Source organism: Acinetobacter sp. Q186-3, from assembly GCF_013420655.1.
Taxonomy (GTDB): Bacteria; Pseudomonadota; Gammaproteobacteria; order Pseudomonadales; family Moraxellaceae; genus Acinetobacter; species Acinetobacter indicus.
In genome coordinates this window covers 22,850-40,581 of record NZ_VOXS01000017.1, presented here as the reverse complement: position 1 = coordinate 40,581, position 17,732 = coordinate 22,850, and the positions used below count along the sequence as shown (strand labels likewise).

Below are 17,732 nucleotides of genomic sequence, written 5' to 3'. Positions count from 1 at the left end.
ATATTTATTTATTGCAGCATCATCAGTTTGGCATTTTCATTACGAAAAGCGCGTAACACCTGCTGTCCGGCACGCCCGGTGGGACTTAAGCCCAGGCGGATCTGTTCCTGACGAATGGCCTGACGGGTTTTATCACCAATCAGGCCATCTACCGCACCAATATCATGACCGCGATTTAATAAAAACTGCTGGATTTCACGACGTTCTGCGCGTGAAGTGCCCGGATCATCGGTAGGCCATGCCGTCACAAACGGGCCTTTGCCCTGTAAACGGTCGGATAAATGCGCAATGGCCAAGGCATAACTTTCCGCGGCGTTATAACTGTAAATGGCATCAAAGTTTTTAAACACCAGGAAAGCCGGGCCATTGCCGCCTGCCGGTGTCAGCAAACCGGCCTGACTGCTGCCTGAAAGATTGCCCTGAATCAAGGCACTGCCATCGGCTCGTACTAGCCCACGATTGACCCAGCTGCTTAAGGATTTTTTATTGCGGCGCCCTTCTCCACTGACCGACATGCCTGCGGGCAATTTCACTTCAAAGCCCCACGGTTGTCCGCTTTGCCAGCCACGTTTTTTCAGGAAATTGGCGGTTGATGCCAAGGCATCGGTAGTGCTTGATACCAGATCACGGCGGCCATCACCATCAAAATCCACTGCCAGTTCTTCATAGGTCGATGGCATAAACTGGGTATGACCAAATGCCCCGGCCCATGAGCCTCTGAGCTGATCTTCACGCACATCGCCGCGTTGTAAAATACGCATGGCGGCAAAGAATTCGCCGCGGAAATAACTCTGACGGCGGCCTTCGCAGCTTAAAGTACCTAAAGCCTGCAATAACGGATAACGGCCAGAAATATCGCCAAAATTACTTTCTACGCCCCACACCGCGACCACGGTTTCTGGCGGTACCCCATAAGCTGCTGCAACCCGGTTCAGCACCTCACGGTGCTCGGCCAGTTTTTGCTGGCCCAGTTGTACGCGTTCTTCATCGACCAGACCAGACAGATAATCCCAGATTGGCGTCGAAAATTCCGGCTGATAATTCAGGCGTTCAATCACGGAATAATCTGGCGTTAAATTTTGGGTATAGCGGTCATAAGTACTGCCACTGACGCCCTTGGCCATAGCCTGGCCGCGTAAATTGGCCAGACAGACCTGGAAATTATTTTGAGGCTGAATGGTACTTGGCACCGGCGCCGTAGTGGTGACCGGCTGACCATTAATAATCAGTTCTGCATGTAGCTGAGATGCAGCCAATGCCAAAGATCCGAAAACAAAAGCAAAGCGATGCATACTATCCCTTATGTCATTTGAATTTAAAACTGGTTTTACCATAACAGCTGGGCCATAAAATGACAGGGTAAAAACGTAAATTTAAATTTATTTTGCTTCATTTTAAATTCATATTTCAGTTTTGAATTTAAAAAATTTTATCCACAGGTCTAATCTTAGGTATTTTTAAATTCAAATCTGGGTTTTCTTATTTTTTAAATTTAAATTCGTTGTTTTAAATTCATTTTTTCAGACTTCAGCCAGTAAAAGTTATCCACACCCACAAAACAACACGAGTTTTAAATTTAAATCATCATTTTTAAATTTATTTCAGCAAAACTTATCCACAAAACCCATCCACCGAACCGTAAATCTGTACTTTTTAAATTTAAATTGCAGTTTTTGAATTTATTTCGCAGGTTTTAAATTCAAATTTTAAATTTTAAACTACAACCGGATTTGAATTCATATTTTTGAATTTAAAGTTCAGCGGATATTTTAAATTCAAACTGCATGTTCAGATTTAAATTCAAAATAAAATCTGTGTTTGAATTCATTTTTAATTTTTTCAGATGCTCTGTATTTATGTTTGTTTTTTAGCCATTTATAGTTATAAAAGATCTGGACTGAAGCAATCAAGCCTGTTGTTGAACCAGCCGACCAATGGCAGCTGGCGAAAAAGAGCGCAATCTTGCCCGAATTTCTGGTATAAAAAAAGCGGCCCGCTGAGGGACCGCTGTTTTCATAAACGAATCTGCAGTTAAATGCTCATATCTTCACTCAAGGCCAGCGGATTTGGCAAAATTTTCGCCAGCTGACGGCAGAGTGACGTCAGTTCGCGACTGTCGTTTGGCATTAGGGTAATATGCCCGATTTTACGGCCTTCGCGTTCAGTTTTATTGTACAAATGCAGATGTGCACCATTTAACGCCAACACATCTTCCGACTTTGGATGCTGACCAATAATATTCACCATCACCGTTGGGCGCACCACCTCAGTCGAACCGAGCGGCAAACCAGCCACTGCACGGACATGGTTTTCAAACTGTGAACAGACTGCGCCTTCAATCGACCAGTGCCCTGAATTATGCACGCGTGGCGCCATTTCATTGGCATACAGGCCTTTTTCAGTGACAAATAGTTCTAGTGTCAACACACCGACATAGTTGAGATGATTCAGCAGACGTGTAATGTAGTCTTGCGCCACTGGCTGTAAATCAGCACTGTTCGGTGCCGGTACAATCGAGTGCGACAAGATCCCATGATGGTGGTGGTTTTCAGCCAATGGCCAGGTTTTGACATCGCCATTTTGGCCACGTACTGCAATAATTGATACTTCACGCGAGAAGGTGACAAAACTTTCTGCAATCAGTGAGCCGGCAGGGCCAAGTTCTGCCCAGGCCTGATCAATCTGATCGGCACTACGCAGCACAAACTGACCTTTACCATCATAACCGCCAGTTGCGGTTTTCAGTACAATCGGCAGACCTAATTCAGCTACCGCCGCCTGTAAACTGTCCAGCGAATCAACCGCCTTATACGGCGCCACCGGAATCTGCAGTGCATCAAATAAGGTTTTTTCCTGCAGACGGTTTTGCGCAATCGCCAGCGCCTGACGCGGCGGATGCAACGCTTTACTTTGGGTCAAGACATCGACATCAGCCAGCGGGGTATTTTCAAATTCCAGGCTAAATACATCTGCACTCTGGATAAAATCCTGCAAACCGTGTTCAGCTGCGTTTGAATAGACCGTACCTAAAGCCGCAGAAGGGCAATCTGCACTGGCTTCAAAGAAAGTACATTGAATATTGAGTGGTAACGCGGCTTGCGCCATCATACGACCAAGCTGCCCACCACCAAAAATACCAATGGTTTTATTCATAAGGAATGTCCCGTATTAAGCCTGACCCGGAATATTGTTGCTGGCCACTTTATCGGTTTGCGCTGCACGGAAATCAGCGACATTTTTCGCAATCTCTGGACGCGTTAAACCCAGAATCTGGGCAGCCATAATGGCAGCATTGGTGGCACCGGCCGGACCAATTGCCAAGGTACCCACCGCAATTCCGGCCGGCATTTGTACAATCGACAGCAGTGAATCGACACCATTTAAAATAGAAGATTTAACCGGCACACCCAGCACTGGAAGATCAGTCTTGGCTGCGCACATGCCCGGTAAATGGGCAGCGCCACCCGCACCGGCAATAATCACCTGAATACCACGATCACGCGCAGTTTCGGCATATTCGAATAAACGGTCTGGGGTACGGTGCGCAGAAACCACTTCCGCTTCAAATGGGACACCAAGCTGCTTGAGCATATTGGCAGTGTGTTCGAGAGTTGCCCAATCAGATTGAGAACCCATAATAATTCCAACGAGAGGAGCGTCTTGTGCTGCGGCCGCATTCATTGCTAATGTTCCAGAGACTAAGTGAAAAAAGATAAATCTCGACGAGAGCCAAGCTTTAATGAATAAGCTCCGTATTATAGACTGAAAAACCGGCTGGCTAAAGTTCGGCGCAAGAATAAAGATTAAAATTATCTGTTTGTAAAACTGAAGAAAATACAATGATGGCAATAGGCCAAAAATACAAAAAGAGGACATACAGCGGTGAAAAAAACGCTATAACTATCAAGATAAAGCTTTTTGTAATGAATAACTTAAGATTAGATTAAAGATATTTTCAGGGCAGTTTCCATGTGGTTCAAACTTAAAATCTGGCTACAAAACCCTTCAGAAAACTTATGGCTGATGCCGGCGCTGGGTGCCATCTTTGCGACATTTTTTTCATTATTTGCCATCGCCAGCCAGTATTTTATTCCGGCCAGTACGGTACCGAATATCAGCATCGACACCTTGGGCAGCTTGCTGGATATTATTGCCTCCAGCATGCTGGCAGTGACGACCTTCTCATTGTCGATTATGGTGGCAGCTTTTGCTTCGGCTTCAAGCAGCGGCACACCACGTGCCTATAGCTTGATGATGAGCGATGATAACACCCGGCTGGCCATTTCCAGTTTTATTTCCGCTTTTATTTATGCAGTGATTGCCAAAATTGCCCTGGGGCTGGAGTACTACGGTCCATCCGGACGTTTTGTGCTGTTTATCAGTACCATTCTGGTGCTGATGTACCTGATTTATACCCTGATTCACTGGGTACAAACCCTGTCCAAACTCGGCAATTTAACCACCACCATCGACAAGATTGAAACTGCGGCCAAAAAGGCCTTGGGCCAGTTCCGGCATCAACCGGATTTGGGGGCAACAGGGCAGAAGCCTGCCTTTGCGCCCAGCTTTTGCGTCTATAGCAGCACAACCGGCTATTTTAACCATGTCGATCTGGCCGGACTGGAGCAGATTGCCGCGCAGCAGCAACTGCATTTACATCTGCCATCTATGCCGGGAAAATTTTTAGATCCGATGACTGCGCTGGTCGAGGTCTATAGCCCGCAGGCGCTGTCCGAAGAACAGCAACAGCAGATCCGCGATCAGATTCTGCAGCATCTGATTATTGAAACCAATCGCAGTTTTCTACAGGATCCGCGTTTTTGTCTGCTGGTGATGAGTGAGGTCGGGCAAAAAGCCATGTCGAGTGCAATTAATGATGTCGGGTCCGGCATTAGCGCGCTGAATGCGCTGACCCGGATTCTGATTGACAGTCGCCCGGACCCGGAGGCGACGCGCTGTGATTATCCGCATCTCAGTATTGAGTGCTTTGATCTGCAAGACCTGATTTATGGCAGCTTTATGCCGCTGGCCCGCGATTGTGCCCAGAATCTGGAGTTAAATCAGCGCCTGCTGAAATGCCTGTCGATGATTGCGCAGAATGTGCCGGAACCGGAACTCAGACAGGCGGCCACGCAGATGGCGATGCAGGTGCTACAACGCTGTTTACATCACTTTGATTTCGCACCAGAACGGGCGCTGATTCAAGCGGATTTCGCCGCGCTTTTTCCGCATCTGCCACAGCCTGAATAAGACTTAACTGCTGCGAAAAACGAAGTAAACACAACCGAGCAGGCATAAACCGGCCCAGAGATAATCCAGTTTAAACGGCTGCTTGAACAGATACAGCATAAACGGCACAAAGACCAGCAGGGTCACCACTTCCTGGGTAATTTTCATTTGCCCAAGTGACCAGCCATGCTGGGCCAGCAAGCGCGTGGCCGGAATCATAAAGGCGTATTCGAGCAGGGCAATCATCCAGCCAAACAAAATGGCCTGCCACAGCGGCGCGCCATGCAAAAATTTCAGATGTCCATACCAGGCCAAAGTCATAAAACAGTTGGAAATAATTAACAGCAGTAAAGGGAAGGACATAGGCGGCAGCATCCAGAAAACGTCAGCCTATTGTACGGTTTCAGGCCCAAAAAGCAGTGTGGCTATGCGGATTTTTTTCACGGTCAGCATCCACCTGGAAAATGCCTGATTTTTTCGGATTTCAGTCAACGAATCCCTACAAGAATGACTATCTTTTCCGAAACAGCCTTGCTATCGTTGCTGACAATTCAATACATCATGACCAGGCCATCAACAAGAATGGTACGGTCCTACACGCAGTGGAGTAACAGCGGATGCATCTGCATATTTTGGGTATTTGTGGCACTTTTATGGGCTCTCTGGCCTTGTTGGCGCGTGACCTGGGTCATACCGTGACCGGTTCCGACCAGAATGTTTATCCGCCGATGTCGACCCAACTGGAAAATGCAGGCATTACCTTAATGCAGGGCTATGACCGCAGCCATTTACAGCCGCATCCGGACTTGGTGATTGTCGGTAATGCCATGAAACGTGGTATTGATGCGGTGGAATATATGCTCAATGCCGGTCTGCCTTATGTTTCAGGTCCACAATTCCTGGCCGATCATGTGCTGCAAGGCAAGCATGTTCTGGGCGTGGCCGGCACCCATGGTAAAACCACCACCACCACCATGCTGGCCTGGGTGCTGGATCAGGCCGGTCTGGAACCGGGCTTTTTGATTGGCGGTGTTCCGCTTGGCTTTAAAGAAAGCGCGCGTTTAGGTGGTGGCAAATACTTCTGTGTTGAAGCCGATGAATACGATTCTGCTTTCTTCGACAAGCGCTCCAAGTTCGTGCATTACCATCCGAAAACTGCCATTTTAAATAACCTGGAATTTGACCATGCCGATATCTTTGATGATCTGGCGGCAATTCAAAAACAGTTCCATCATCTGGTACGTACCATTCCAAGTGAAGGCTGCATTATTGCACCGGTTACCGAAACCCATATTGATGAAGTGCTGGAAATGGGCTGCTGGACACCGGTGGTGCGCACCTCACTAACTGCACATGCTCAGGCCGCGCTATCTGCCGAGCAGTTACAGGCCGATGGCTCACATTTTAAAGTGCTGCAAGATGGTGTGGTTCAGGGCGAAGTCTGCTGGAACATGACCGGCCAGCATTCAGTGGCCAATGCCCTGGCAACCATTGCCGCGGCGGCGCATGTTGGTGTATCGATTGAAACGGCCTGTGCGGCCTTGTCCAATTTCGGCGGGGTAAAACGCCGTATGGAACTGCTCGATACCGTACGCGGCATTGAGGTCTATGATGACTTTGCCCATCATCCGACGGCAATTGACACCACTCTGGAAGGCGCGCGCAAACGTTTAGGTGAACGCAAACTGTGGGCGATTATTGAGCCTCGTTCCAATACCATGCGTATGGGCAGCCATAAAGATGGACTGGCACATTCAGCACGTCTGGCCGATGAAGTGATCTGGTATCAACCGGAAGGGCTGGACTGGGATTTACAGCCAGTAGTAGCTGCGGCACCAAACAAGGCCAAAATTGCCCGGACGCTGGATGACATTATTCATACCGTCAGCCAAGAAGCAGGCGAGGGCGATGCGGTGGTGATCATGTCCAATGGCGGTTTTGGTGGTCTGCACCAGAAATTATTAAGTGCATTAAAATCGGCTTAAGCACGTTTTATTGACCTGAAACATCATTCAACAGGGCTGTAGTCCAGATACTGCAGCCCTGTTTTATTTTCATACAATTCAATAGATTAAAATAAATATACAAATATATGAATAAAAACGGTTTTTTAGAGATGAACTTGTCATCAACTCCTGTTAAGTTAGAACGATCACATCCTGCGCCATAACGGTTCCTGATGAGGTGAAAAGGCGCAGGCTGTCCCACAATAAGCACAACAAGAGGATGACCACCATGTCCCAGACAATGCAAGCCATGGTTTATCATGGCGCCAATGATATCCGTTTTGAACAGCGTCCACGCCCCCAGATTCTGCAACCCACTGATGCCATCATCCGCGTGACCAAGTCAACGATTTGCGGTACCGACCTTGGTATCTGGAAAGGCAAAAACCCGGAAATTGAAAGCACCGCAATCGAAAAAACCGGCCAGTTTGATGGTCGTATTCTCGGCCATGAAGGCATCGGGATTGTTGAAGAAGTCGGTACGGCGGTCAAAAATTTCAAACCGGGCGACCGGGTGATTATTTCCTGCGTCAGCCGCTGCGGTACCTGTGAAAACTGCCAGAAACAGCTCTATGCGCACTGTCGCAATGAAGGCGGCTGGATCATGGGTTATATGATTGACGGCACCCATGCCGAATATGTACGAACCCCATTTGCCGATACCTCGCTGTATCCGCTGCCAGAAGGACTGAATGAAGAGGTCGCGGTATTTTTATCAGATGTGTTGCCGACTTCGCATGAAATTGGCGTGCAATATGGCAATGTCAAACCCGGCGATACCATTGCCATTATTGGTACCGGCCCGATTGGGATGGGCTGTCTGCTGACTGCACAATTCTATTCACCGGCACAGATTATTGCGGTAGATATGGATGATAACCGCTTGGCCATGGCCAAAGAACTTGGCGCGACCCATACCATTAACTCGGCCAAAGAAGATGCCATTCAGCGCATTCTGGAGATTACCGATGGCCGCGGGGTCGATTGCGCCATGGAGGCCGTGGGGGTAGAAGCCACCTGGAATATTTGCCAGCATATCGTCAAAGAGGGCGGTCATCTGGCCAACGTCGGGGTACACGGTAAATCGGTGAATTTTGAGTTAAATAAACTGTGGATTAAAAACCTGACCATTACCACCGGTCTGGTCAATGCCAATACCACCGGCATGCTGCTCAAAAGCTGCTGTGCCGGCAAACTGCCGATGGAACGTCTGGCCACCCATCATTTTACATTTGACCAGTTTGAAAAGGCTTATGAGGTATTTAAACACGCTTCAGATGAAAAAGCCCTGAAAGTGATCATTGATTACAGCTAAGGTCTTTATCGGCAATCAAAAACCACGAGTCCATGCTCGTGGTTTTTATATTTCAGCTGGCATTACAAAGTCAGCTGCAGGTTCAAGTGCCAGATTTAAGCGGCGACATCGGCCAGGCTGGGCTCACGTCGAAACATGACTTCAACATAAGAACAGACCGGTACAATCTTGAGCTGTTTTTCCCGGGCAAACTCGACCAGTACATCCAGTAATTGACGAGCAATGCCTTGGCCACGCAATGAATCATCTACCCAGGTATGGTCGGCGACAATTTTATGTGCGTCCTGCCATTGATAGGTGATTTCAGCAATCCGCTGTCCATCCCGTTCAATAAAAAATGCGCCGCCACGTTTTGCCTCTTGATGTTGAATATCCATTGCTGTCCTGCCTTAAAGTTTATGTGTCACCTGATGAATTAGGGTTGAAGTACATCCTGAATAGATGGGTCTTTTTCAAAAGCCGCTTTGGCATAAGGGCAGAGCGGTATAATCTTGGTCTGCTGTTCGCGGGCATAATTGACCGCAGCTTCAACTAAGTGACGTCCCACGCCCTGACCACGTAACTGTTCACTGACCGTGGTATGGTCAATAATGATTTTATCTTCGCCAGCGCGTGAATAGGTCATCTCTGCCAGACGCTCGCCATTGGCTTCAACAAAAAAGGCCCCTTTGCTGTCATTGTTTTCGTGTTGCACCATCATTTTTATCATATCCTCCCATCTGGAATAGTCAGTATCCGCTTTATTCACAGAAAAAGACAGAAAATAAAAGTGTGACCCACATTTTTTATGATCTGTGAAACATGACTAGTTTTTTAGCTAGAATATGGATACAATTAATTACATGATTAATACATTTCAATATTTTTAACTATGGATCTTTTTTTCATCATTATTTTGTTGTTGGCGGGTTTAGCCATTTATCTCGGAATTTCAATCTATAAGGAAAAATCTCGCGATCCGTTTAAATAAGCCTAATTGCACTTTACTTAAAAATATGCAATTCTCTGTCGACTTTGGGGCATTCCCCCAACACAGAATTGTTGAACAAGGGGAGTAGCCTCCTCCAAGCGTTAAAACCCAGATGAAACTCACTGGTTTTAACGTGTCAGACTATCGTCATTACACTTTGCAAAAAGTCGGTATCTGAGCATTGAATCTGCATCAGGCAGGGCAATGTAGGCAAGACCTTGATCACGTTGTTATGGATGTTTTTATTTCATCTGGCAACGGGTCAAGGTTTTTTTATGGCCAATTGTCGGATGTGGAGATTGTATGGAATCTATCGGCAATATCTGGCTGTATCTGGCCTTTTTTGCGATTGTTATGGTCATGCTCGCCATCGACTTTCTGGGCTTTAAACAAAAAGAAGGCCAGACCGTTCAGGTGCGTACCGCCGCTTACTGGAGTATCGCCTGGGTCAGCGTGGCCATGCTGTTTGGTGGTGGCCTATGGCTGTATCTGAAACAGACCGCCGGACTGGATGTCGCCAATACCAAGGTGATGGAATATCTGGCCGGTTATTTACTGGAAAAATCACTGGCCATTGATAACGTCTTTGTCTGGCTGATGATTTTTGCTGCCTTTGCCATTCCACCAGCGTTACAACGTAAAATCCTGCTGTATGGCGTTTTGGGCGCTATTGTGCTGCGTACCATCTTTATTTTTATTGGCGCCTGGTTTGTGCAGGAATTCTCCTGGATTCTGTATCTGTTCGGTGCCTTCCTGGTCTATACCGGCTTTAAATTCCTGCGTGGACAGGACGATGAAGACAGCAATATCGAAGATATGGCGATCCTGAAATGGTTACGCAAACATATGCGGATTACCCCGCAGCTGGAAGGCAGCCGCTTCTTTGTACGTAAAGAGGGCTTACTCTGGGCCACGCCACTCTTTCTGGTGCTGATTCTGGTTGAAGCCTCCGATGTGATTTTTGCGGTGGATTCAATTCCTGCGATTTTTGCTGTGACCAGTGATCCCTTTATTGTCTTGACCGCCAACCTGATGGCGATTTTAGGCTTACGCGCCATGTTCTTCCTGCTGGCCGGTGCAGCCACCAAAATGCATTATCTGCCGTATGGGCTGGGAATTATTCTGGTGTTCATTGGCTTCAAGATGCTGATGCTGGATGTGTTCCATATGCCAATCTGGATTTCCCTAAGCTTTATTGTGATTGTGCTGGCAATTACTGCCTGGCTGTCGATTCGCCACAGTCGCAAGCATCATGAAACCACGCTCTAAAGTGGCCTGATTGATCAAAAAGCCCGTTGCATACGGGCTTTTTTTATTTTCCATATTCAGGGATTACTCTTAAATATCAGCGTATAAATACTCGATTTAACTGAATATTTTAGAGTTGACCCAGTGGACATCTTGTATTTCACCCAAACTGGCAACAGTTTTGCATGACACCCAATGTCTGTGACTGAATGTTGGATTTTCCATACAGGGCAGCGCTTTTCAGCTACAATCAACCGAAAAAATTAAACAAGTGCAGGTTTTTCATGTCTTCTGTCATTGCAACGACGGCAATTCGCGGCCGCTTCCTCGATATTCAGAATACAGTTGCCCAAGCGCGTGACATTCACGACCAAGTGCGCTATGTAGAAGATGGTTTATTAATTACCCAACACGGGAAAATTCACTGGTTTGGTCCCTGGGAAGAGGGGCAGGCGTATATTCCGGCTGGTGTTTCGGTGCAGCATTATCCCGATCAGCTGATTATACCCGGCTTCATTGATACCCATATTCATTTCCCACAAACCGAAATGGTGGGCGCCTATGGCACCCAGCTGCTGGAATGGCTGAATACCTATACCTTTCCAACCGAAATGCAGTTTGCTGATAAAAGCTATGCTGACAAGATTGCTGCATTTTTTGTGCAGGAACTGCTGAAAAATGGCACCACCACGGCACTGGTGTTCTGTACCGTGCATCCTGAATCTGTCGATGCCCTTTTTGAAGCCGCAGAACAGCACCAGATGCGCCTGATTGCTGGTAAAGTGCTGATGGACCGTCATGCACCCGAGGAACTCTGTGACACGCCAGAACGCGCCTATCAGGAATCTAAAGCACTGATTGAAAAGTGGCATGGAAAAGGCCGTAATTTATATGCGATTACCCCGCGTTTTGCACCGACCTCAACGCCGGCACAACTGGAAAAAGCGCAGCAGCTGAAAGCTGAATATCCGGATGTGTATCTGCATACCCATTTAAGTGAAAACAAAAATGAAATTGCCTGGGTCAAAAGCCTGTTCCCGGAGCAAAAAGGCTATTTAGATGTCTATCATCATTATGGGCTGACCGGTTCACGTTCGGTATTTGCGCATTGTGTGCATCTGGAAGAGCAGGAGTGGGACTGTATGCACCAGACCAATTCCGCAATTGCCTTTTGTCCGACCTCCAACCTGTTCCTGGGCAGTGGCCTGTTCCCGATTCATCAGACCTGGCAGAAACAGGTCAAAATGGGCCTGGGCACCGACATCGGGGCAGGGACCTCGTTTAGCCAGCTGCGCACCATTAGCGAAGCCTATAAAGTCCAGCAGCTACTTGAGCAAAACCTGTCGGCCTATGAAGCGCTGTATCATGCCACTTTAGGCGGTGCCAAAGCACTGGATCTGGATGACAAGCTCGGCAATTTCAATATCGGTAAAGAAGCGGACTTTATTGTGCTGGATTTAAACGCCACCGCCTTGCAGACCCTGCGCCAGCAGCACAGCAAAGGCCTGGAAGACAGCCTGTTTGCGCTCATGACCATGGGCGATGAACGGAATATTCAGGCCACCTATATTTATGGACAATGTGCCTATGTCCGCGACTAAACCTATACGCCGGGCGCAACCGAAATGGCGGGTGGCGCTCACGCTGATTGGTCTGGCCTTATTGCTGAAAAGAGACCACCCGGTCAAAAATGCTGTTTTTTTAGACAGCAAAGAGGATGCATCTGACCGCAAGATGTATTAAAATTAAGGCATATTTTGGGGTGTTGCAGGTCAACACCTTTTTTATTTTTTGCTCTTTTAGGGATCTACCCATGACCGTTGATATGAAAGTATTGATTTCTGCTGAAGAAATTCATGCGAAAGTTCAAGAACTTGGTAAACAGATTAATGCGCATTATGCCAATAGCGACAAGGAGCTGGTGTTAATCGGTTTACTGCGCGGTTCTGTGCTGTTTATGGCCGATTTATGCCGGACCATTGAAAAACCGCATGAACTGGACTTTATGACCGTTTCAAGTTATGGCGGCAGTACTGTGTCTTCGCGTGATGTAAAAATCCTGAAAGACCTCGACGGCGAAATTCGTGGCAAAGATGTGCTGGTGGTAGAAGATATTATCGACTCTGGCAATACCCTGAGCAAAGTACTGGAAATTCTACAAACCCGTGAACCAAATTCGATTGAGCTGTGTACCTTGGTCAGCAAACCGTCACGCCGTGAAATTGAACTGGAAGTTAAATTCCTGGGCTTTGAAGTAGAAGACAAATTTATTGTCGGTTATGGCCTCGACTATGACCAGAAATATCGCCATATCCCGTTTATTGGTGAAATCGGTCTGTAAGCAACCGCAAAAGAAAGTGGCGTTCAGCCACTTTTTTTACGACAAAGCGGACAAAAAAACTACAATCTGTAGCAGGACTCTACTGTTTGTCCTCTCAAAAATCCTGAAAAATAAATCAAATAGCAACAACTCAACTTGATAAACCATAACAAGAAGGAGACAGGAGATGTGGACACTTATTGTGGCTATCGTGATTGGTTTTATTGCAGGTCTTATCGCCCGTGCCATCCATCCAGGTGATGATAAAGCAGGCTTTATTATGACCACCTTACTCGGGATAGCCGGTTCTCTGTTGGCCACTTACGGTGGTCGCTTCCTCGGTCTGTATGATGAAAACTCAGCTGCCGGCTTTATTGCCTCGGTGATTGGTGCGCTGATTATTCTGTTTATCTATAACATGATTTCCAAACGCTCACATCGCGTTTAAATCAATAAAAAAGCACCGTTCATTCGCCGGTGCTTTTTTATGGTCTAAAATCTGACTTTTAACAATCTGAGCTTAGAGTCCAAATTCCTTGAAAATCTGCTCGATCTGCGCAGCAGGGTAGGCGCCCATCACCTTAAAGCCATTCGAGAAAATAATGGCCGGTGTGCCGTTTAATCCCAGGCTTTGCGCCAGTTTCAGATTACGCTGAATCGGATTGGCACAAGGCTGGCTCGCACGCGGGCTAAGACCTTTGGTAATCAGGTTTTCCCAGGCCTGGGCCGGATTGGCTTCACAATACACCTGCTGCGAAGGGCGTACCGATTGTGCCTTTAACGGTAAAATAAAGGTGTAAATGGTGACATCATTGAGTTTTTTCAGCTCTACTTCCAGCTGTTTGCAATACGGGCAATTTGGGTCAGAAAAGATGGCCAGCTGACGTTTACCCGTCCCTCGAACCGTTTTTAAAGCATCTTGTAGCGGCAGTTTTTTCCAGTCGATGCTGTTTTGTTGTACCAGCAGCGCTTTGGTCAAATTCTGCTGGTCGCTTAAACGGATCATGGAACCGGCCAGAATATGCTTGGCATCTTCATTCAGATAGACCACCTGACCCTGCATCGAACCGCTATAAATCCCGCGCATTTCAGTGGCCTGAATATTCTGGATGTCCAGGTTTGGATGTTGCTGCTTTAAATTGGCTTTGACCGTGTCGACATTGGCCAGTGCCGGCGTTGAGCTCATCGCGAGCGCTGCCAGCAAGAATGCATGTTTGAACATAGTGAAATTTTGTCTTTATCAATCCTTGCCCGATTCTAATCTTAAATCGGGGCAAAGATTTAACTTTCATCAGAGAAATTTACCGAATCACTACAGCATCGACAATGGCGTTTCACGTGGAACATAAACCGGATGAATCGAGTTAATTTCAATTGAGATATGCACAATTTCCTCATGCACTGACAGGGCCGTGCGGATTTGATCGGCATTTAATTCATCTTCAGTTTCTACGGCCAGAATACAGGAAAACTTGTCACGACCGACTTTCCAGACATGCAGATCGGTAATATTGACCATTCCTGGCAGCTCGGCAATCACCTCGCGAATTTCTTCCACCACTGGATGATCCATTTCGGCATCCAGCAAGGTGCATCCAGTTTCCTGAATCAGGCCCCAGGCCCAGCGCGCCACCAGAATCGAACCCACAATACCCAGTACCGCATCAAGAAAATCCCAGCCCCAGAACTTGCCGGCAATTAAGGCCACAATGGCAAAAATGGAGGTCACAGCATCGGCCACCACATGCATAAACGCAGCTTTCTGGTTTAAATCATGTGCTCCAGCTGTATGTGCATGCGCATGTCCATGCCCCGACTCATGGTGATGGTGATGGTGATGGTGATGGTGATGGTGATGGTGATGGTGATGGTGACCATCATCATGCAGTAACCAGGCACAAATCAAGTTGACCAATAGGCCTAAAATCGCAATCGGAATGGCTTCGTTATAATGAATATTAACCGGGAAAAATAAGCGTTCTACCGAATGAAACGCCATAAAACCGGCCACTACCAGCAATAAAATCGCACTACTATAACCGGCCAGAATCTCAATTTTCCAGGTACCAAAGCTAAAACGGGCATCCTGGGCATAATGACACGCCGCCCGATAAGCCACATAGGCCAGCCCCAAAGCCAGCATATGCGAGCTCATATGCCAGCCATCGGCCAGAAGTGCCATCGAGTTAAAAATCCAGCCGCCAATAATCTCTAAAAGCATCATGACACCGGTTAATATCGCAGCATATAATATACGCTTCTGGGCCAGTGGATTGCCTTCATCAAACTGATGGTGATGGGTACGGTGAGAAACATGATTTTGCATGGGGAGAATCGTCCAATATACTCCCCCATAGTATATTTGAAATTAAGGTGAAGTGTGGGCCATTTACATACAGATAAAAAAGTTTTAAATCGCATCAAGCGTTTACAAGGTCAGATCAGTGCGGTGGAACAGTCCATTCATGATCCGGAAAAAGGCTGTATCGAAGTATTACAGCAGGTGGCTGCGATTAAAGGCGCGGTTAACGGGCTGATGAATGAGCTGATTGAATCGCATTTGCGCCATCATGTCATTGGCGATGAGGTCGAGGTCAATGAAGTCGAACTGGATGAATTTTTAAAATTGTTAAAACGCTATACCTAAGCCCATCTTTCGATTGACCCACGAAATTCCTGCCTTTACACTGAAACGATCTTTTCTCATATCATGATACCTGAGCCAAAAAGCTGAGGTATTTTTTTATTCTCTCATGTCAAACGCTCAATCGTGGCAGCCGTTTTTAATGGTCAGCCTGGCGCTGTGTATTGGTACCGTTGGAACCGCACTGGCCAGCCCTTTATATCCCCTATATCAGGAGCTGTGGCAGCTGCTGCCGAGTCATATTACCTATCTGTTTGTAGCCTATATGTTCGGTTGTCTGGCCACTTTACTGTTTCTGGGGCGAACCAGTAACCGCTTTGGTTTTGTTCGCAGCTTGCAGGTCGGTATTGCCCTGGTCACGATTGGACTGATACTGTCAGCCTGGGCGCCGACAGCACTGTATTTGGGCCTCGGCCGCTTTATTATTGGGATTGCCTCCGGACTGATTACCACTTCTGCCATGCTGGGGCTGATGAATGTAGTGCCCGATAGCCATAAGCTGCTGGCGCCGCAGCTCAGCTCGATTATTACCGCAATTGGCTTTGGTTTAGGGCCATTTCTGGGCGGTGTGATTGCCCAGTTTGCCGAGCAACCGCTGGTCACGCCTTATCTTCCGGTGATTGTCAGTGCCATTTTCTGTGGGCTGGGCCTGTTCAAGCTAAAACAGCCTGCCTTTGAACAGCAGCCCTTTTCGGTTTATCCCAAATTACAAACCCCGGATGCGCCGTATCAGGCTGCTTTTTTTCTGGTCAGTTTCGCTGCGTTTTGTGCCTTTGCCGGCTTTAGTCTGTTTGCTTCGCTGTCGCCGTCGTTTGTGCAGGATATTTTGCCTTGGCATGGACCACTGGTCAGTGGTGTAGCAATTTCTGCGATTTTAATTATTTCAGCCATCGTCCAGTTTTTTGCCCGTAGCGTGCTGCCTGCCACGGCCTTGCGCTGGGGGCTCTATGCGCTGCTCGGCAGTCTGCTTCTGCTGGGTTTATGTATGTCGCTGCAATGGAGCCCGCTGTTCTTTGTCAGTGATGTGCTGGTCGGAATTGGGCATGGCTTGAGCTTATTGGGCGCCTTTGGCCTGATTCACCAGATGAGTCAGCCGCACAACCGCGCTGCAATTATGTCCAGTTATCTGTTTATTGCCTATCTGGGCACCATTGTACCGATTATTGCAGTGGGCTATTTATCAGACCATTTTGGCTTAAGTGTGGGTATTATCAGCTTCTGCATGCTGATTGGGCTGCTTTGCCTCAGCCTGATCTGGCAGCAGCGTAAAGTGCTAACCTTTTAAATTAATGCTGTTGAGTCGGGGATGATCAGGCACCCTCGGCCTGATCCTGGGTGCGGACAGACTGCGCTGCCAATCAGATGCTGACCATATCAACATCCACCAGATGATTGAATAGTTTTATTTCTCTGTACCGGGTTGATGTTCCAGCTCTTTCATTAAAAAGTAGTTTAAAAAGGTCCGAATGACCGCAATAATCGCCAGTTTGATCAGGCTGTCCATATCCGGATCGACCGTGGTGGCCAGAATATCCGCGGCCAGCTGAAACTCCAGCGCAGTGGCCAGCCAATTGCCAAAACAATAGCGCGCACTGCGGCCGGATTTTAGCTGAACCAGCACCATTAAGGTTTTGACCAGACCAATCACCACACAGACCACCGAGATAAACTCGAGCAACAGCTGCAGCACACTCACTAAAGCAACCAGTGACTCACGTAAATCAACCACCTCCAGCATGCCACACCTCCGGCAGTGTTTTTGTTGAACCGCATTCAGGATTTTATTGGAACAACTTGTAGGTTATTCACTCATCATAGCCTGAATATCGGGCAATAGAAGGGCGGATGGTGGGATATAGGCTAGCCCATACAATGTGACAGGCTGTTCCCTTAGAACATACAAAACTATTTAGGCTGAAATGACGAGATTGCCTGATAAAAAGCAATAAAAAAGCACCAGGTGGCTAACACCTGATGCTTTTAAATGCATAGCAAGCTCA

19 protein-coding genes are annotated in these 17,732 nt (G+C 47.4%); 10 read left to right on the top strand and 9 right to left on the bottom strand.

The genetic code is table 11. The features are described 5' to 3' along the window. Window positions 1-8: 8 nt before the first annotated feature. The 3 genes from FTT64_RS12180 to purE all read right to left on the bottom strand — a co-directional run bounded on the left by FTT64_RS12180 (window position 9) and on the right by purE (window position 3,681). Window positions 9-1,292, bottom strand: a complete 1,284-nt coding sequence (locus FTT64_RS12180) for a lytic murein transglycosylase (protein WP_075168300.1) — start codon at window positions 1,290-1,292, stop codon at window positions 9-11. A 739-nt stretch (window positions 1,293-2,031) separates the two neighbouring features. Continuing rightward, window positions 2,032-3,153: a 5-(carboxyamino)imidazole ribonucleotide synthase gene (locus FTT64_RS12175; RefSeq protein WP_180182432.1), complete on the bottom strand. Its 1,122-nt coding sequence runs from the start codon at window positions 3,151-3,153 to the stop codon at window positions 2,032-2,034. Between the two features lie 15 nt (window positions 3,154-3,168). Further along, on the bottom strand, window positions 3,169-3,681 hold the full coding sequence (purE, locus tag FTT64_RS12170; protein WP_005181065.1) for a 5-(carboxyamino)imidazole ribonucleotide mutase: 513 nt from the start codon (window positions 3,679-3,681) through the stop codon (window positions 3,169-3,171). A 288-nt stretch (window positions 3,682-3,969) separates the two neighbouring features. Between purE and FTT64_RS12165 the strand changes: the two genes are divergently transcribed. Next, a complete protein-coding gene (locus tag FTT64_RS12165; RefSeq protein WP_005181067.1) occupies window positions 3,970-5,250 on the top strand; it encodes a DUF2254 domain-containing protein in 1,281 nt (426 codons plus the stop codon). 3 nt (window positions 5,251-5,253) lie between these two features. Here FTT64_RS12165 and FTT64_RS12160 read toward each other — a convergent pair whose 3' ends face one another. Further along, window positions 5,254-5,592: a DMT family protein gene (locus tag FTT64_RS12160; protein WP_005181069.1), complete on the bottom strand. Its 339-nt coding sequence runs from the start codon at window positions 5,590-5,592 to the stop codon at window positions 5,254-5,256. A gap of 254 nt (window positions 5,593-5,846) precedes the next feature. Between FTT64_RS12160 and mpl the strand changes: the two genes are divergently transcribed. Both mpl and FTT64_RS12150 read left to right on the top strand, forming a co-directional pair. Continuing rightward, entirely contained in the window at window positions 5,847-7,214 is a 1,368-nt protein-coding gene (mpl, locus tag FTT64_RS12155; RefSeq protein ID WP_005181071.1) for a UDP-N-acetylmuramate:L-alanyl-gamma-D-glutamyl-meso-diaminopimelate ligase, read from the top strand. A 250-nt stretch (window positions 7,215-7,464) separates the two neighbouring features. Beyond that, complete coding sequence (locus tag FTT64_RS12150; protein WP_005181074.1) at window positions 7,465-8,550, top strand: zinc-dependent alcohol dehydrogenase family protein; 1,086 nt, start codon at window positions 7,465-7,467, stop codon at window positions 8,548-8,550. 95 nt (window positions 8,551-8,645) lie between these two features. Here FTT64_RS12150 and FTT64_RS12145 read toward each other — a convergent pair whose 3' ends face one another. Together FTT64_RS12145 and FTT64_RS12140 are read right to left on the bottom strand one after the other, a co-directional pair. Then, window positions 8,646-8,927 (bottom strand): GNAT family N-acetyltransferase, encoded by a 282-nt coding sequence (locus tag FTT64_RS12145; protein ID WP_005181076.1) that lies wholly within the window; start codon window positions 8,925-8,927, stop codon window positions 8,646-8,648. Window positions 8,928-8,965: 38 nt separating this feature from the next. Then, window positions 8,966-9,298, bottom strand: coding sequence for a GNAT family N-acetyltransferase (locus FTT64_RS12140; protein ID WP_323126860.1), 333 nt, complete (start codon window positions 9,296-9,298; stop codon window positions 8,966-8,968). Between the two features lie 525 nt (window positions 9,299-9,823). On the opposite strand from FTT64_RS12140, the gene FTT64_RS12135 reads away from it, so the two are divergent. From FTT64_RS12135 to FTT64_RS12115, 5 genes are all read left to right on the top strand, one after another. Next, window positions 9,824-10,789: a TerC family protein gene (locus FTT64_RS12135; RefSeq protein ID WP_075168119.1), complete on the top strand. Its 966-nt coding sequence runs from the start codon at window positions 9,824-9,826 to the stop codon at window positions 10,787-10,789. Between the two features lie 263 nt (window positions 10,790-11,052). Then, complete coding sequence (guaD, locus tag FTT64_RS12130; RefSeq protein ID WP_180182433.1) at window positions 11,053-12,369, top strand: guanine deaminase; 1,317 nt, start codon at window positions 11,053-11,055, stop codon at window positions 12,367-12,369. Further along, window positions 12,356-12,511 carry a hypothetical protein gene (locus FTT64_RS12125; RefSeq protein WP_005181085.1) on the top strand — a complete coding sequence of 52 codons (156 nt, stop codon included), beginning with the start codon at window positions 12,356-12,358 and terminating at the stop codon, window positions 12,509-12,511. The genes guaD and FTT64_RS12125 overlap by 14 nt, the downstream gene beginning before the upstream one ends. Window positions 12,512-12,581: 70 nt before the next feature. Then, window positions 12,582-13,109 (top strand): hypoxanthine phosphoribosyltransferase, encoded by a 528-nt coding sequence (hpt, locus tag FTT64_RS12120; RefSeq protein WP_005181088.1) that lies wholly within the window; start codon window positions 12,582-12,584, stop codon window positions 13,107-13,109. Window positions 13,110-13,275: 166 nt separating this feature from the next. Next, the gene (locus FTT64_RS12115; protein ID WP_005181091.1) at window positions 13,276-13,536 is read left to right on the top strand and encodes a GlsB/YeaQ/YmgE family stress response membrane protein; all 261 of its coding nucleotides are present in this window, start codon (window positions 13,276-13,278) and stop codon (window positions 13,534-13,536) included. Window positions 13,537-13,608: 72 nt separating this feature from the next. Here the strand turns inward: FTT64_RS12115 and FTT64_RS12110 are convergent, their stop codons facing one another. Both FTT64_RS12110 and dmeF read right to left on the bottom strand, forming a co-directional pair. Further along, the gene (locus FTT64_RS12110) at window positions 13,609-14,310 is read right to left on the bottom strand and encodes a DsbC family protein (protein WP_180182434.1); all 702 of its coding nucleotides are present in this window, start codon (window positions 14,308-14,310) and stop codon (window positions 13,609-13,611) included. A 90-nt stretch (window positions 14,311-14,400) separates the two neighbouring features. Further along, the gene (gene dmeF / locus FTT64_RS12105) at window positions 14,401-15,414 is read right to left on the bottom strand and encodes a CDF family Co(II)/Ni(II) efflux transporter DmeF (protein ID WP_180182435.1); all 1,014 of its coding nucleotides are present in this window, start codon (window positions 15,412-15,414) and stop codon (window positions 14,401-14,403) included. A gap of 54 nt (window positions 15,415-15,468) precedes the next feature. On the opposite strand from dmeF, the gene FTT64_RS12100 reads away from it, so the two are divergent. Both FTT64_RS12100 and FTT64_RS12095 read left to right on the top strand, forming a co-directional pair. Then, window positions 15,469-15,735, top strand: coding sequence for a metal/formaldehyde-sensitive transcriptional repressor (locus FTT64_RS12100; RefSeq protein ID WP_075168114.1), 267 nt, complete (start codon window positions 15,469-15,471; stop codon window positions 15,733-15,735). A gap of 139 nt (window positions 15,736-15,874) precedes the next feature. Beyond that, a complete protein-coding gene (locus tag FTT64_RS12095; protein ID WP_005181100.1) occupies window positions 15,875-17,017 on the top strand; it encodes an MFS transporter in 1,143 nt (380 codons plus the stop codon). A gap of 117 nt (window positions 17,018-17,134) precedes the next feature. On the opposite strand, the gene FTT64_RS12090 is transcribed toward FTT64_RS12095, so the two are convergent. Next, entirely contained in the window at window positions 17,135-17,470 is a 336-nt protein-coding gene (locus FTT64_RS12090) for a DUF1622 domain-containing protein (protein WP_005181102.1), read from the bottom strand. Window positions 17,471-17,732: the final 262 nt, after the last annotated feature.